The organism is Parasphingorhabdus pacifica, assembly GCF_054779195.1.
On the sequence record NZ_BAAGYS010000007.1, the window covers coordinates 35511 to 49899 of the forward strand.

At 66.7% G+C, this 14389-nt stretch carries 17 protein-coding genes and 1 pseudogene; 11 read left to right on the plus strand and 7 right to left on the minus strand.

What is annotated here, in order from left to right; genetic code table 11:
• Entirely contained in the window at positions 1-1269 is a 1269-nt protein-coding gene (locus ACYVAN_RS09570; protein WP_460957879.1) for a cation:proton antiporter domain-containing protein, read from the plus strand.
• A gap of 130 nt (positions 1270-1399) precedes the next feature.
• On the opposite strand, the gene ACYVAN_RS09575 is transcribed toward ACYVAN_RS09570, so the two are convergent.
• Positions 1400-1705, minus strand: coding sequence for a chorismate mutase (locus tag ACYVAN_RS09575; RefSeq protein WP_460957881.1), 306 nt, complete (start codon positions 1703-1705; stop codon positions 1400-1402).
• A gap of 501 nt (positions 1706-2206) precedes the next feature.
• Between ACYVAN_RS09575 and ACYVAN_RS09580 the strand changes: the two genes are divergently transcribed.
• Entirely contained in the window at positions 2207-2686 is a 480-nt protein-coding gene (locus ACYVAN_RS09580; RefSeq protein WP_460957883.1) for a hypothetical protein, read from the plus strand.
• A 104-nt stretch (positions 2687-2790) separates the two neighbouring features.
• Positions 2791-3387, plus strand: coding sequence for a class I SAM-dependent methyltransferase (locus tag ACYVAN_RS09585; RefSeq protein ID WP_460957885.1), 597 nt, complete (start codon positions 2791-2793; stop codon positions 3385-3387).
• Positions 3388-3490: 103 nt separating this feature from the next.
• On the opposite strand, the gene ACYVAN_RS09590 is transcribed toward ACYVAN_RS09585, so the two are convergent.
• A complete protein-coding gene (locus ACYVAN_RS09590; protein WP_460957888.1) occupies positions 3491-4108 on the minus strand; it encodes a dihydrofolate reductase family protein in 618 nt (205 codons plus the stop codon).
• 235 nt (positions 4109-4343) lie between these two features.
• Positions 4344-4613 (minus strand): PLD nuclease N-terminal domain-containing protein, encoded by a 270-nt coding sequence (locus ACYVAN_RS09595; protein ID WP_460957890.1) that lies wholly within the window; start codon positions 4611-4613, stop codon positions 4344-4346.
• A 277-nt stretch (positions 4614-4890) separates the two neighbouring features.
• Between ACYVAN_RS09595 and ACYVAN_RS09600 the strand changes: the two genes are divergently transcribed.
• Genes ACYVAN_RS09600 through ACYVAN_RS09615 form a run of 4 tightly spaced genes read left to right on the plus strand, consistent with a single transcriptional unit; the run spans position 4891 to position 8439 of the window.
• A complete protein-coding gene (locus ACYVAN_RS09600) occupies positions 4891-5814 on the plus strand; it encodes an ATP-binding cassette domain-containing protein (protein WP_460957892.1) in 924 nt (307 codons plus the stop codon).
• The gene (locus ACYVAN_RS09605; RefSeq protein WP_460957894.1) at positions 5811-6575 is read left to right on the plus strand and encodes an ABC transporter permease; all 765 of its coding nucleotides are present in this window, start codon (positions 5811-5813) and stop codon (positions 6573-6575) included. The genes ACYVAN_RS09600 and ACYVAN_RS09605 overlap by 4 nt, the downstream gene beginning before the upstream one ends.
• Positions 6576-6619: 44 nt before the next feature.
• Complete coding sequence (locus ACYVAN_RS09610) at positions 6620-7798, plus strand: sensor histidine kinase (RefSeq protein WP_460957896.1); 1179 nt, start codon at positions 6620-6622, stop codon at positions 7796-7798.
• Complete coding sequence (locus ACYVAN_RS09615) at positions 7795-8439, plus strand: response regulator (RefSeq protein ID WP_460957898.1); 645 nt, start codon at positions 7795-7797, stop codon at positions 8437-8439. The genes ACYVAN_RS09610 and ACYVAN_RS09615 overlap by 4 nt, the downstream gene beginning before the upstream one ends.
• A gap of 304 nt (positions 8440-8743) precedes the next feature.
• Here ACYVAN_RS09615 and ACYVAN_RS09620 read toward each other — a convergent pair whose 3' ends face one another.
• Both ACYVAN_RS09620 and ACYVAN_RS09625 read right to left on the minus strand, forming a co-directional pair.
• The gene (locus tag ACYVAN_RS09620) at positions 8744-9205 is read right to left on the minus strand and encodes an SRPBCC family protein (RefSeq protein WP_460957900.1); all 462 of its coding nucleotides are present in this window, start codon (positions 9203-9205) and stop codon (positions 8744-8746) included.
• A gap of 107 nt (positions 9206-9312) precedes the next feature.
• On the minus strand, positions 9313-9720 hold the full coding sequence (locus ACYVAN_RS09625) for an SRPBCC family protein (protein ID WP_460957902.1): 408 nt from the start codon (positions 9718-9720) through the stop codon (positions 9313-9315).
• Between the two features lie 130 nt (positions 9721-9850).
• Here ACYVAN_RS09625 and ACYVAN_RS09630 point away from each other — a divergent pair, with 130 nt between their 5' ends.
• The 4 genes and pseudogenes from ACYVAN_RS09630 to ACYVAN_RS09645 all read left to right on the plus strand — a co-directional run bounded on the left by ACYVAN_RS09630 (position 9851) and on the right by ACYVAN_RS09645 (position 12335).
• Positions 9851-10156 (plus strand): hypothetical protein, encoded by a 306-nt coding sequence (locus tag ACYVAN_RS09630; RefSeq protein ID WP_460957904.1) that lies wholly within the window; start codon positions 9851-9853, stop codon positions 10154-10156.
• Between the two features lie 656 nt (positions 10157-10812).
• Positions 10813-11766, plus strand: coding sequence for a manganese catalase family protein (locus ACYVAN_RS09635; RefSeq protein WP_460957907.1), 954 nt, complete (start codon positions 10813-10815; stop codon positions 11764-11766).
• Between the two features lie 163 nt (positions 11767-11929).
• A pseudogene (locus ACYVAN_RS09640) lies at positions 11930-12058 on the plus strand (hypothetical protein); the annotation flags it as partial.
• A gap of 31 nt (positions 12059-12089) precedes the next feature.
• Positions 12090-12335, plus strand: a complete 246-nt coding sequence (locus ACYVAN_RS09645; RefSeq protein ID WP_460958730.1) for a hypothetical protein — start codon at positions 12090-12092, stop codon at positions 12333-12335.
• Between the two features lies 1 nt (position 12336).
• On the opposite strand, the gene ACYVAN_RS09650 is transcribed toward ACYVAN_RS09645, so the two are convergent.
• Positions 12337-12945 (minus strand): 3'-5' exonuclease, encoded by a 609-nt coding sequence (locus ACYVAN_RS09650; RefSeq protein ID WP_460957909.1) that lies wholly within the window; start codon positions 12943-12945, stop codon positions 12337-12339.
• Entirely contained in the window at positions 12938-14098 is a 1161-nt protein-coding gene (locus tag ACYVAN_RS09655; RefSeq protein ID WP_460957911.1) for a hypothetical protein, read from the minus strand. The genes ACYVAN_RS09650 and ACYVAN_RS09655 overlap by 8 nt, the downstream gene beginning before the upstream one ends.
• Between the last annotated feature and the right edge of the window lie 291 nt (positions 14099-14389).

Sequence of the window (14389 nt, forward strand, 5' to 3'; positions counted from 1 at the left end):
TTGACTGCCTTCAACACCGCTCTCGCGGTGATCGGCGCGGCCGTCCTACTGATCGGCCTGCTCTCCGACCCGATCAAGCGCGCGTTCCTGTCCGGACCGCTACTCGCGCTGCTGCTCGGCGTGGTGCTGGGACCGCGACTGCTGGGGGTTCTCGTCCCCGCCGAGTGGGGTGATCAGTCGGTACTGCTGGAACAGGCGGCCCGGATCACCGTCGCCATGGCGCTGATGGGCATCGCACTTCGGCTGCCCCGCGACTACTTGGTCCGGCACGCGCGATCGCTCGCGATCGTCCTCGGACCCGTCATGATCCTGATGTGGCTGGTCAGCGCGCTGATCGTTTTCGCGTTGCTGGGCACGCCGCTCTGGGTCGCCCTCCTGGTGGGGGCCGTGGTCACCCCGACCGACCCGGTGGTGGCCAGCAGCATCGTCCAAGGCCGCATGGCGCAGCGGTATCTGCCCGCCCGGCTGCGGCACTTCCTGTCCGCCGAGTCGGGCGCCAACGACGTGCTGGCGTTCCCACTGGTGTTGCTGGCGGTGCTGATGCTGACGCACCCGCCCGCGGAGGCGCTGCCGGACTGGGGCCTGCGCGTGGTGCTGTGGGAATGCGGCGGCGCGGTGGTGCTCGGTGCCCTGCTCGGCTACGTGGCGGGGAAGATCCTGGCGATCGGCTACCGACACAGAACAGTGGCCCCCACCTCGCACCTGGTCTACAGCCTCGCCCTGACGCTCACCGTGCTCGGCGGCACGGAGTTGCTGGGCACCAACGGGTTGCTGGCCGTGTTCATTGCCGGCCTGCTGTTCCGGCAGGCCATCCCCGAAGAGGAGGACCGGAGCGAGGAACGCGTCCAGGAAGCGGTCAACGACTTCTTTCTGCTGCCGGTTTTCGTGCTGCTCGGCCTGATGCTGCCGTGGGATGAATGGGCCGAGCTCGGCTGGCGGGGCGTCGCCCTCGTCGCCGCCGTGCTGCTGCTGCGGCGCCTGCCCGCGTTCCTCGCTCTCGCCCCGTTCATGAGGTCGGTGCGCGGAGTTCGGGAAGCAGCGTTTCTCGGCTGGTTCGGCCCGGTCGGCGCGGCCGCGCTGTTCTACGCCAACACCGCCCTGCAGGAGACCGGCCAAGGCATCGTCTGGGCCGTGGGCAGCCTGATCGTCTGCGCGTCCGTGCTGGTGCACGGGGTGACGGCCACCCCCGCGACTCGGCTGCTGGGGCGGCGGGAAGACCGCGGGAACGAAGCGGATTCCGGAGACCGGCCCGCCACCACCGGCGGGTAGTGCTGCCGTCTTCGCGGTGTCCGGAGACTACGAAATCGACGCTCTTCCGGACGTACCGGACACACCGACAAGTCCTCCCCACCACACCCAGCAAGCCACCGGTAGGTGTCCGTGCACGGTCTTGGATCGACTATTCGTCCCGGTGCTCTCGAACCGGCGCACCGTCCCGGGCGTGGTGGACCGTCAGCTCCACATCGATGAACGCGTCGATCATCGCCGTATACACGCGGGCAACGACCTCAGGATGCACTCCTTCTTCGACCGATCGCGTGCGCCGTCGTTCCATCATTCGCTCGCGCCTGCCGGGTGCCCGAACCGCTGCCTCGTCCTGCTTGTGCGCGGCCGCTCGCTCCACCAGTTGTTGGCGCTGTGCGAGCAGCTTGATCACCTCGTCGTCGAGTTGGTCGATCTGTCCACGAATCTCGTCCAGCGACACGACGTCCTCCTCCGGAACCTGCACCGTTGGCAATCGGCTTCGTGTCTACCGGACCGGCGCGGCGCCGTGTGGCTGTCCGTCGTGCACGGGTCGAGGTGATTTCGTCGGGGCTCGCGGCGTGCCAGAGTCTCGGAACGTGTCACTGATACCGGAAACACCGCCAGGCATCGAGTCGGCGACTCCCCAGCTGGAGCGCGAGTGGCAACGATGTCGCCGACGACTCTCGATCGCTTTCCGCTGGTTACCGGCCATGCACGCGGGCGTGTGTCTGACCCTGCTGGCAATCGCCATGGCCCGAACCACCCCGGCAGCGTGGTGGATTCTTCCGCTGCTCGGCTCCGTACTGCCGTACGCGGCACAACTCGGTTGGCTCGCCCGCGGCGGTCTGACCGACCCGCCGTCCTGGGGCAAAGCCGCGATTCTCACCGGCGGATGCCAGATCGTGCTCGGGCTGATCCCATCGATGAGCGTGGCGTACGCCACCGGTGGAACAGCGGTGCTGTGGCGGCTGTTTTCGGGCTGGGATGGCTGTTGTTCGTGGCCAGTTGCGTTCTCGGGATCAAGGCGTGCCGAGGCCTCTACGGCAACATCACGCCCGAGCTGGGTTCCACACCGTTCCGCATCGAACTCGGCGCACGGTTCGCGATGGCACGCGCGAGTTCCGCGTCATGCAGCATCCTGCTTGAGCTCGATCACGTGAGCTGGTCGGCCCGCACCTTGCCGAAGCGCCCCGAGCGGCCCGCCGAGGAGATGTCCCTTCGCCTCGCCGATCTGCGGGAGATCACTCCGGTCACTCTCCCTCCGGGGCCTCCGCTGCAGTGGTTCGCCCTGCACGACGGCACGCCCCTGTACGCGGAGCAGGGACCGGCCGTGGTTCTGCGGACCGGCACGGGCGAGTACATCTTGCCGGTCCACGACGCCGGATTGGCGTCCGAACTCCTGCATCGACGCGTGGCCCGCTCGCGCGCCACGACCGCGTAGTGAGTACGGACCGCCGAGTTGCCCGTTCGCGCCCCGGCCTCGTGGGCGGCGTTCACGCCCCGGTCCAGGACGCACCCACAGCCCCCATGTGGTGTGCTGCTCCCATGTCCGGTCTCGGCTCCAAGCTTCTCGACAAGGGGTTCGGCCATCCCGCAGGCCTGCTCGGCCGAGCCGGCGGTTGGCTGATGGCACGAGGCAACGCACCCACCGAGCGCCACCTGGTCGAAATCGCCGATCTCAGCAGCAACGACACCGTATTGGTTTTGGGCCCTGGGCCCGGCATCGGCCTGAACGCCGCCGCGACCCGGTCGCACCACGTCATCGCGGTCGACCCCTCCGAAGTCATGCTCGACGCATGCCGACGTCGGTGCTCGGAGCTGATCGAGATGAAGGCGGTCCAGCTCGTTCGAGGTGACGCCGAGAACACCCACCGGCCGGACAGCTCGGTCGATGTCGTGCTGTCGGTCAACAACGTCCAAATCTGGCCCGACCGGCACGCCGGCTTTACCGAACTGTTCCGGGTACTGCGTCCGGGCGGCAAACTACTGCTCTCCGCTCACGACAAGTGGCTGACCGGCGGACGAGAAGCGCTCGCAACCGCGGTCGAGAAAGCCGGATTCCAGGACACGCAGACCTGGACCTGGGATCCCCCGGGGCGCGGTGCCGACACCGCGGCACAACTCAGCGCACACCGCCCCTGACACCTCGGACCGGAGGCCGCTGAGGCGAGACAAGACCAGGGCGGGAACGCTTGCCGACGAGGTCCACGCAGCGCTGCACGGGGAAGATCAACCGAACTGAGCGCTACGCGACACCGTAGGAGCCGTACTCGGGCCGCCCGGTCGGCTCGTAGATGTGCACGGCGAGCCCGCTGGCCGTCGTCTCGCCGCTGGCGAGCCGCAATCCGATCGGCGCACCACCGTCGGGGAACAGCCGTCGACCGCTGCCCACCACCACGGGAGCGATCACCAGCCGCAGCTTGTCGACCAGACCCGCTGCCAGCATCGACTGCGCCAGCTGCGCGCTGCCGTGGATCTGCATTTCGCGGCCGGGCTCCCGCTTCAGCTCGGCGACCTTTGCCGGGATGTCCCCGGAGAGGATCGTGGTCGGCTTCCAGTGATCGGCCGAGCGCAGACTGTTCGACGCCACGTACTTGGGCAGTCGGTTCAACAAGCCGGCGAACGGATCATCCGGGTCGGTGGCCTTCGGCCAGTCCCGCGAGAAGTTGTCGAACGTGCGGCGGCCGAACAGGAACGCATCCGCCGCACCGAGCCAAGCGATCGCCAGTTCCATGAACCGCTCGTCCATGTGCGGCACGAACCAACCGCCCCGGGTGAATCCGTCACTGGTGTCCTCGCCCGGAGCCCCGGGGCCCTGCGAAACGCCGTCCAACGTCAGAAACTCGGTAACCGTCAACTCCACGACCTGTCTCCCATCTCCCAACCGGGCGCGAATCCCGCGTCCGAGGAGTAGACACGAGTCGCCCGGAAAACTCACCTCCAAAGAGAACCGGAAGACGAACCGGGACGGGGGAAACCGTGGCGAGCCCCCGGACCCCGTTCGAGCAGGTGCCGCTCTCCCACGAAGGCGCGGCAGACTCCGAGAAGTCGCTCGTCGTGGCGGAGACGTCCGCCGCTCGCCACATTCCCGACGGCGGTCAGGTGGTCGCGTGCCGACGCAAGGAGTCGCCGCGTCCTACCAGGAACCAGAGCAGGCTGCCGAGGAACGGCGCCACGAAGGCGAACACGACCCACGCCAGTTTCATCCCGCCGGTGTGGGCGGAGGCGAGGATGCTGATCAGGGCACCGATGAACAGCACCGCGTAGGCCAGGAACGCGAGCCCGATCACGGCGAGCATCGCTCCGCCAGCGATCTGGTGGCCCGCGTTCGCGGCGAGGACGGTCTGGTTAGCGAGCAGCGCGTGCATGCGTCGTCTCCTTCGTCGTTGTGTCTTCGCTCGGTTCGGTCGGTTCACCCGACCTCGACGTGCTTCATCCTGGCTGCCCGCGGAGGCCCGCCACGTCCTCCTTTCCGCTCTCGTCGGTTGGCTGAAAGTCGTACTTCGCGCTGCCCGGATTCCGGAGGCCGCCTGCGCCCGGATCGGTCGACCATGAATCCGTCAGCGGGTCGGGACCGGCCTACCGGCGCAACGCCGGCCGGAACGGATCGACCCGGATTCGTGCGAGAACTCGCGAGGAGATTCCATGATCACCGTCCAGGGCCTGACGAAGCGGTACGGGGAGACCCCGGCCGTCGAGGGCCTGTCGTTCACCGTGCGACCCGGAGTCGTCACCGGATTCCTCGGGCCGAACGGCGCCGGGAAGTCCACCACCATGCGCTCGATGCTGGGCCTGGATTCGGGGTCCGGCAGCGTCACCTTCGGCGGTCGCAGCTACCGCGAGCTCGCCGACCCGCTGCGCACCGTGGGCGCGCTGCTCGAAGCGAAGGCGGCGCACCCCGCTCGCTCAGCGCGCAACCACCTGCGAATGGTCGCCGCTGGTGCGGGCATCCCCGAGCGGCGGGTGCGCCACGTGCTCTCGCTGGTCGGTCTGGACGAGGTGCGCGACGGCCGGGTCGGGAAGTTCAGCCTCGGTATGCAACAGCGCCTCGGCCTGGCGACGGCTCTGATCGGCGACCCGGAGTACGTGATCCTCGACGAGCCGGCGAACGGTCTGGACCCGGAGGGCGTGCACTGGATGCGCACGTTCCTGCGGGGCCTCGCCGCGGAGGGGCGCGTCGTCTTCGCCTCTTCGCACCTGCTGTCCGAGATGTCGCTGCTGGCCGACGACCTGGTGGTCATCGGTAGGGGCAGGTTGGTCGCCACCCAGTCGGTCGGGGACTTCATCGCGGCCCACACCCGTTCGGAGGTCGTCGTCCGGACCGGGCAGGCCGCCGAGTTCGAGGCCCGGTTGAGCCAGGTCGGCGCGTGGGTGCGTCGCGAGGAACCGGAAGCGGTCGTCGTCGAGGGGCTCGACGCCGAGGGCGTCGGCGCGGTAGCCACGCGAGCCGGCATCCACGTGCGCGAGTTGCACACCAGGCAGAGCAGCTTGGAGGACGCGTTCCTCGCCGCCACTTCGAACGTCACGCAATACATCGGATCTCAGGAAAACGGGGGAACCGCGGCATGAGCATCGACAACTCCACGAATGCCCGGAATCAGCAGGCGGAAGCGGCCTCGCCCGGAGCGGGCGGTTTCGGCGCGGCCCTGCGGTACGAGTGGACGAATCTGCGCACCTTGCGATCGCCCTGGGTGCTCAGCGGTCTGGCCGTGCTGCTGCAACTCGTCTACACGCTGTTGGACGATCGGGAGGGCAGCACCGGTTTCCGGCAGTTCAGCAGCGGATTGCAACTGCTCACCCTGATCACGTTCGCGCTGGTCGCGGCGATCGGCGTGAACGCGTTCGGTTCCGAGTACCGGTATCGGACCATCACGACGACCACGCTCGTGACGAGGTCGCCCGCGCGCATCGTCTTAGCGAAGGCCGCCGCGGTGGGCGGGATCGCCACGATGACCGCGCTGCTCGTCATCGCCGTGGACTACTTGGGAGTGCTGCTTCTCGGCGGTGCGGCCCTGGACCCCGCACGTGCGGCCGTCGCGGGATTCGGCGCGATCGTCTATCTCGTCCTTTCCGCTCTCATCGGCCTGGCTCTGGCCGGGTTGACCCGCAGCGCCGTGGCCGCGCTCGGCGCGATCATCCTGTGGCCCGGTGTTCTCGAAACGACGCTCGTCGGCGCGGCGGACGTCGCCCCGGACAGCATGCCGTTCCTCTCCGCCAGGCAGCTGGCCGTCACATCCGATCCGCAGTGGTACCTGCCGCTGCTGCTGGCCGGGCTGACCACCGTCCTGCTGGCCGGTACCGTCGCGGCGTTGTCCTGGCGGGACGCGTGAAGCCTGCGGGCGGGAGCCGGTTCGCGACGAACTACGGTGACCGGGTGCTTCGACTCCCTCGCGACAGGAAGTCCTTGCTGTCCTGGTGGGACGGCAAGATCCGCTCGCTGCTGTTCGACCTCGCGGTCGCGGTGATAACCGCCCGGGCCGGTGTCGATTTGGACGATCTGACGCCGCTGAGCACCTGCCTCCTCATCGCCGCCGGTCTGGGCTTGCTGGTGCGCAGGCGGTTCCCGTGGGCGGCACTGGTGATGTCGGTGCCCGCACTGTTCATCAGCTCCGTGGGCATCACCGGCTGGGTGGCGATCTACACGATGGCACGGCGGAAGGGGCCGTGCACCCAGCTTTGGGTCGCCACCGCGATCACGCTCGTCATGTCGATACTCGGCGCCTACCACACACTCAGTCCCGGAGAGATCGTCATCGCCGTCGTCATCCTCTCCGCGGTGTTCTTGACGGGTCTACCCGTGCTGCTGGGATTGTGGGTATTCCAGCGGAAGATGCTGCTGGTGAGCTACCAGGAGCGGGCCGAGCAGGCAGAACGCGAGCGCGACCTGCTCGCCGAGCGTGCGGTCGTGGCCGAACGCCGCCGCATCGCCCGGGAGATGCACGACGTGGTCGCCCACCGGGTCAGCGTGATCTCGTTGCAGGCCGGTGCGCTGACCATGAACGCCCAGGAAAAGCGCACCGTCGAGGTCGCCGAGGTCATCCGCACCACCAGCAGCACCGCGCTGAACGAACTGCGGACGATGCTGCGGGTGCTGCGCGACGACGAGTCCGACTCCACGCAGGATGGTGGTGGCGAACTCGCCAACACTCCGACCGTGGGCAGCATCGCCTCGCTGGTCCGCGAGGCCGTCGATTCGGGGGCCCACGTCCGGCTCGAGATGCCCGATCCCCCGCCCGAGACCTCCGCCGAGGTGGGCCGCGCAGCCTACCGCGTGGCGCAGGAAGCGCTGACCAACGCGGCCAAGCACGCGCCCCACGCCGCGGTGCTGGTCGCCGTCCACGTCCAGGACGATGAGCTGGTCGTCACCGTGTCCAACCAGCGCGGGCGCAGCACCGATACCGATGCCGTGCCCGGTTCCGGCTATGGCCTGATCGGGATGCGCGAGCGCGTCACGCTCGCGGGCGGGACACTGCACACCGGGTTGGCCGAGGACGGCGGATATCGTGTGCGGGCAAGCTTTCCCAGAAACACCGACGAGGCGATGACGACGTGAGCACCAAGGTCGTGCTGCTCGAGGACGAGGAACTCGTGCGCGGTGGGATCCGGATGATCCTGGACTCGGATCCGGACATCGAGGTCGTCGCCGAGGACGGCGACGGCTCCGGTGCCATGGAACTGGTTTCCAAGCACCGCCCGGATGTGGTGCTCACCGACATCCAGATGCCCGACGTCGGCGGCCTCGAGGTCACCAAGCGTCTCACCGCGCTGTCCGAACCACCCCACGTCGTCGTGCTCACCACGTTCGATCTGGACGAGTACGTGTACTCGGCGTTGCGCAACGGTGCGGCGGGTTTCCTGCTCAAGGACACCCCGCCGCGCGAGCTCGTCAACGCGGTGCACGTCGTCGCCGGCGGCGAATCGATGCTGTCCCCGCGCATCACCACGAAGCTGCTGTCGACGTTCTCCACGAGCGCCCCCGCGCAGGCCGCGAAATCGCAGCTGGAGAAGCTCACCGCCCGCGAGCGCGAGGTGGCCGTGGCTGTCGCGCAGGGGATGAGCAACGCCGAGATCGCGAACCACGCGTACATGAGTCTGTCCACCGTGAAGGTGCACATCGGCCGGGTCATGACCAAGCTCGACGCGGCCAACCGGACGCAGGTCGCGATCGTCGCCCGTGACGCGGGCCTGGCCTGAGCTCCCCCGGGCCGGTGGCGGAACTGCCCCGGTTCCGGCTCGGGGCGAGCCACTGACTACGCGCACCCACTGGCACGGCACCCGGGCCCCGCATAGCTGATCAGGTTCCATAGTGGTCGGCGAGGTGACCCCGAAGTCCGGCGTGGCCCACTGCGGCATCCGCTACCTGCGGCGGCCGGAACGGGACGGACACGGAAGTTCTGCGCGGCTTCGTGGTCGCTCCCGGGCCCACCTCGCACGGACACCGCCACAGCGAGCACGGTGCGGGTGCGCGCGGGGCTGGCCCGCTACCCGGAGGCAAGGCTCATCCGGTGGGGCTGGGGCTTTGCTCCATGAGTTGCTTGAATGAGTTCAAGGCTTCCTCGACCTTGCGTTGCGGATCGTCGAAGAGCGTGGCCAGTGTTTCGGCGAGCATCCCGCCGGGTGCGTCGTACTGGAGACTGACTTCGACGCCGGTGGAGTCGCCGTGGTTGTCGAAACGCACGGCACCTGCGGTGGACACGGTGTTGGTCTGCTCGGTGCCTTGTTCAACGGACTTCCAGGCGATCTTGCGACCGGGTTCCTCGTCGATGATTTTCGCGTCCCACTCGAATGTCTTGCCGACAGGTCCCGACACCACCCAGCGCGTGACATCGGCCTGTCCCTCGACCGGTTCAACCCGCTGCACATCCGGGAAGATGTCGGGCACGTGGGTCAGCGGTCGCCACCAGTCGTAGCACTGCTGAGCCGGAGCCTGGACTTCGAGGTAGTGCGCTACCGAACCCATGAGGCCTTCTCCCCAAACGTTGGCTGTGAAGTGTCGACGCAGACGTACCCGCCGCTACGGGGAGGACAAACCTCACGTGGTCTCATGGGCAGTCGTGTCGTCGCTACTCAGTCCGCGGGCTCGGTACTGCGACCTTCGACCCGGCGCTTGATGTTGGCCAGAGTTTGTTCCAGGCCTGCGCGGATGCCGGGTCCATCAGCGCGCTGGGTGTGCAGCGTGACGGTGACCGTGCACTGGCCGCCGCCGTCCTCGGTCACCGCAAGTTCCCCGCGATAATTGTTGGCACCTTCGGATCCCCACTGCATCGTGCGTGCTTGGGTGTCCTGCCGAATCCAGGCTTCGCCCTCCCGGCGCTGGCCCTCCACCTCGGCCACCACCCGCACCGCCCCCGCGCCGGCGGACTCGGCGGTCGTCATCCCTTCGAAGTACTCCGGCAGCATGCGCACGTCGGTGAGGTAGTCGAACAACGCGCCCGGCTCGGCCTGCACCGTGGCGGAATGCTGGTAGTCACCCATGTGCACCGGGTATACGCGTTCTCGCGGGAGTCCGCAGCCCGCGCAACACGGCCCGGGGGTGTGTCGTGTTTGCCACGCGAGGTGGAAGGGGAATCCGAAGTACCCAGCCCTCTTGCCTCAGGGAGTCGACATGCTATCCAAGTTGCGTCAGTACGGGGTTACCTCCGATGTGTTGTTGAACGCCGGGTTGATCTCGATCGGGTTGAGCTTTGTGTCGTGGATGTTTTCGCGGCAACTGGAGCAAGCTGGTGTGGACCGGGCCGACCGGTGGGGCATCTTCGTCGGTGAGTGGGCCCCCACGTTCATTGCGCTCGGGGCTGCCATGCGGGTCGACGAGCGGTTACGCCCGGACCCGCCCGAGCAAGCCACCGGCCCTACTACGGAACGTGCCGGAACGCAGCCCCTCTCAGGTACGAACCGTCCGAAATCGCCGTGACGGGGGCGGAGATCTGCTGATCCGCACAGCACGGCGGGGCCGGGCCCGACTGCGCCATTGGACACAGTGGGCACGGGTCCGCCCCCGCACCGAATAAGGCGCGGCCAGTGGCCCGTACCAAGCGACCAGCAAAGAAACCGGCGGTTGCCATCGCCCGGACACTGCTGATCCGCACGGTACGGCCAGTACCAACGACAACGACCTGTTCGTGGGCCGCGTCACCGGGCAGGACGCTGGCTACGCGGGTGAAACCGGTGCCGAACGCCGCGCGAGCGAAGACCCGAATTCATCCAGCTAGCGATCGAGCCGACCTGCCGAACGGACTGAACCGCACTTTCGACATCGTGCGTCACCGGCTGATGCGCCCTTTCGCAACACACCCCCGGAGCTAGCGCTGGCTCATGCTCGCTCACGACAACGGCGAGCCCACAATGATCAAGTTGCGCGGCCATTCGACTTCGGGACCATCGACGTAGCGGTAGTAGACGCAATCGTTCCGCAGCCCTCCAGCATTCCTTCACGGCGAAGGCCGTTCAATGCTCCCGTTCCATCACTCTCGCCGTGGGCTTGTGCCCTCCGGGGTTGGGACTGAGACCGAACTCATGTCCAACGGCTGGCGGTGATCAGTGCGAGCAGTCACACACGGAGGAACCAGAATGTTCTTTCACGTTCAGCGAATGATCAATGAGGTCGTGCCCGACGAGCCGGACCCGGCCGCGGCGAACGCGCTGCAGGAGGGACTGGGCGGCCAGTTCGGTGAGATGCGCACGATGATGCAGTATCTGTTCCAGAGCTTCAATTTCCGTGGCGCGACGGCGAAACCATATCGGGATCTACTGCACGGAATCGGCACCGAGGAAATCAGCCACGTCGAGTTGATCGCCACGACGATCGCCCGACTCACTGACGGATCCCCGCAGTATCAGGGGTCTGCGGAGCAGCCGTTGGACCAGGCAGCTGCCGGTGGTGCCACACCCTTGTCCAATGCTTTGTCAGAAGGCAACATTCATCAGTTTCTCGTAGGTGGTCAAGGCGCATTGCCCGTCGACGCGGTCGGCAACCCGTGGTCGGGTTCCTATGTGTACAACAGCGGCAATCTGGTACTGGATCTGTTGTACAATCTGATGTTGGAATCCACCGGGCGACTGCAGAAGTGCCGCATCTACGAGATGAGCTCGAACCAGACGCTGCGCTCGACGGTGGCCTACCTGATCGTTCGCGATCAAGCCCACGAGAACGCCTATGCCAAGGCGCTGGAGACTCTGCAGGTCGATTGGGGCAAGGTCCTGCCGATCCCCAAGACCAACGCCGAACGGTTTCCGGAGGTGGCCACGCTGCTCGAGCAGGGGCTGGAGAACAAGCAATACACCTTCAGTCTCGATCACCTCTCCGAGGCCGGCAAAGTCTTTCGAGGTGGTTCGCCGTCGAAGGACGGAGCGACGTTGAGCACGGCCCAAGCTCCCGAAGGTGTGCCGCTTGAGATCGCTCCGGAACGGCCCGAGGAGTTCGCCCCGGGACTGGATCCAGAACTGATGCAGCTCATCCAGGCCACCGCCGAACAAGAACTCGCCCAGGCCGACGAACCCACCCGCTACGGCCCTACGGGCTGAGTCAGCATGAGCGAACAGCAGCAGATGACACCAACGAGGCTGTCTCCACCCGCGAACCCGACCGTGTGCGGTGGACGGGCGTGACGACCTCGAGTTCGCCACGACCACTCCAGAGGCCACCCAGGCCGGTGTGACCAGCCCGCAACAGTTGTACGCGGCGGCGGTGGCCAGTTGCCTGCATCAAGCGACCGTTTTAGGAACCACTCGCCTGGGCGCGTCCACCTCGGACAGCCGAGTGCGCTGCCAGGTGTCGTCGACCCACAGCGGTAATCAACACTTCAACATGCAGGCACGGCTCACCGTCGAGCTGCCGGAACTCGACGATGAGACTGCCGCGCGGGTGCGCACCGAAGCCCTGGCTCGACCGCACCGGTGGCTACCTCGCGACGGTGGCCTTCGGCGACACCGCGGCCGTCGAGCACGCCGTCGCCACTGTGCGACGCATGCGCCACGGGTTCTGCGGCATCGAACCGGAAACCGACTGGCTCTATGTGGTGGTCTTGCCGACGCCGCTTGGCCCATCGATGGAGATGAACAGTCCCGATGTGTGCACGGCCTGCCCCTTCTGAACTAGTCGAATAGGCCGGGTTCCGGTTCGGGCCGCGCGAGGGCGATACCCCCTGACTTGCGCAGCTCGGCAACAGTCCACGGGCTTGGTCCTGAGTTGTTCGCGAGGTCGACGAACAAGCGCGCGGTGACCAGCGCGTCGTACTCGGCGCGGTGCGGTCGCAACTCGTCCGGCACCCCCACGGCCAAGCCTCGGTGCTCGACGAGCGCCCCGAGCCGGAACGAGGACAGCGACCACGTCGCGCGGGCCATGCGCAACGTGTCGAACGCTTCGACCGGCCGCCACGCGGGCAACTTCCTGCTCATGACATCGAGATCGATCCGCACGTTGTGCCCGATCTGCATGGCCGAGCCGAGGTGCCGCAGCACCTCGTCGGCGACTTCCTCGAATGCCGGCTGTCCGGCCACATCCCGGTCCGAGAGGCCGTGGATTTTGCGCGCCTGCCACGTGATTTTGCTCTGCGGGCGCACCAACCACGAGGTCGGCTCACCGATGACTCCGCCGGAGATGGGCACGGATGCGAGTTCCACGAGGTCCGGTGGGCGTTGACCGTTGCCTTCCACGTCGATGACGACGTAGTCACATGCAGTCCAGTCAGCGGTGTCATCCATCAGTGCTGTCCTCTTCTTCCCATCCGATGCCGGCCCGACCGTGCAGGTACTCGTGGTGCGGGTGGCGCTGGTCGTGGATCTGGAACCCGAGCGCGTGCTGCAGAAAGTAGCGAGGCTGTTCGTCGAGCCCAGTCACGATCGCCGCGCGTTCGGTGATCTCCACGACGTCGAAGTCTTCCCGCTCTGGCAGGTGCGCCGCAGTCGCCCGAAGGGACTCTTCCGAGGGCGTGTGATGGGCCCCCGCGCACAGGTCGAGTTGCTTGGCAGGACAGATGTCGCAAAGTTCGCGGGCACCGTAATGACCGTTGTAGTCCGGCACGCCTTGGGCGAAGGAGACACCGCAGCTGGTCTTGCGGAACAGCGGGCCACCCTGCCCCTCCTTGAATGCTTGCAGAACTCGCTGCTCGAGCGTTTCGGGAACGATCTTGCGCCTCGCCGTGCTGTCGTAAGGCTCGGGCAAGCCGTTGGCTCGGTAGTAGTCGGCGATCTCGTCTCGGTAGAACAGGCCGGTGAACACCGTGGCGTGTGCGGACCGGCTCAGCTCGACCGCCCGTCGCAGATGTTCATCCGTGTCGTTGAGCCCCGGTACGAGAGGGCGCCAGTAGAAGACCGTCCGGTAGCTCTCGGCATGGTCGAAAGCAGTGCGCAGCGACTGCGCGGCGAACTCACTGCGCACAGGTTCGATACGCTCGTCGTCGATGCCCGAGTAGGTGAACAGCAACGTGAGTTTGACGTTGCGCAGGCGGTTCAGCCGCTCACAGTCCTCGGGATCGACGCGGTAGCGGGTGATGACGAGAACCTGGTTGCGCAGACCGCGCGCATCGAGGTCTTCCAACACCGCGAACAAGTGCTCTCTGACCCGGGGCAAACACGGATCGGTGGCGCGGTTGAACAGCTGGATCGGCGTGATGTGCGGCTGGAAATAGCAGTGGCCGACGAGAGCCTCGACTGCCTCGGAGTCGGAAACGAGCGCCCTCGGCTGGCGCATGTCCCACACGCCGTAGGTGTGCCGGATACAGTACGCGCAATCCAACGGACACCCCTGGATGTGGTTGAGCGACAATCCGGACTTGCGGTATTCGACGACCTCCCGTGCACGCTCCGGAAGACGCTCCAACTGATCTTTCGTCAGCAGCGGGACGAATGTAGGCATAGATCGCTCCTCTTCATGTCCAATTTCAGCAAGGACTAGCGGCAGATGGTTTGGAGCCCGGTCAGCACAGTTCAGTCGTCGGGGGCGACTTCCTCGCTTCCGCGCTGACCGGGCGCGGACCGATGCCGGTTCGGGAAGCCGCAGCACCGGACCGGGTTCTCACCTTTCTGTTACAGGCGTGGCGATAGATTGAGAGTTGAGTTGAGATTCTCTGAACCACTCAGGAAGGCGAAATTCGATCTTTGGCGTCCCGTATGTCAAGCACGATCAGCTCGAGCGTCTTGTGCAGAG

Bases quoted from the DNA above. Each gene is read 5' to 3' on its own strand.
- ACYVAN_RS09585 (WP_460957885.1), top strand. From the start codon at position 2,791: ATGTCCGGTCTCGGCTCCAAGCTTCTCGACAAGGGGTTCGGCCATCCC.
- ACYVAN_RS09595 (WP_460957890.1), bottom strand. From the start codon at position 4,613: ATGCACGCGCTGCTCGCTAACCAGACCGTCCTCGCCGCGAACGCGGGC.
- ACYVAN_RS09600 (WP_460957892.1), top strand. From the start codon at position 4,891: ATGATCACCGTCCAGGGCCTGACGAAGCGGTACGGGGAGACCCCGGCC.
- ACYVAN_RS09605 (WP_460957894.1), top strand. From the start codon at position 5,811: ATGAGCATCGACAACTCCACGAATGCCCGGAATCAGCAGGCGGAAGCG.
- ACYVAN_RS09620 (WP_460957900.1), bottom strand. From the start codon at position 9,205: ATGGGTTCGGTAGCGCACTACCTCGAAGTCCAGGCTCCGGCTCAGCAG.
- ACYVAN_RS09625 (WP_460957902.1), bottom strand. From the start codon at position 9,720: ATGGGTGACTACCAGCATTCCGCCACGGTGCAGGCCGAGCCGGGCGCG.
- ACYVAN_RS09630 (WP_460957904.1), top strand. From the start codon at position 9,851: ATGCTATCCAAGTTGCGTCAGTACGGGGTTACCTCCGATGTGTTGTTG.
- ACYVAN_RS09635 (WP_460957907.1), top strand. From the start codon at position 10,813: ATGTTCTTTCACGTTCAGCGAATGATCAATGAGGTCGTGCCCGACGAG.
- ACYVAN_RS09645 (WP_460958730.1), top strand. From the start codon at position 12,090: ATGAGACTGCCGCGCGGGTGCGCACCGAAGCCCTGGCTCGACCGCACC.
- ACYVAN_RS09650 (WP_460957909.1), bottom strand. From the start codon at position 12,945: ATGGATGACACCGCTGACTGGACTGCATGTGACTACGTCGTCATCGAC.
- ACYVAN_RS09655 (WP_460957911.1), bottom strand. From the start codon at position 14,098: ATGCCTACATTCGTCCCGCTGCTGACGAAAGATCAGTTGGAGCGTCTT.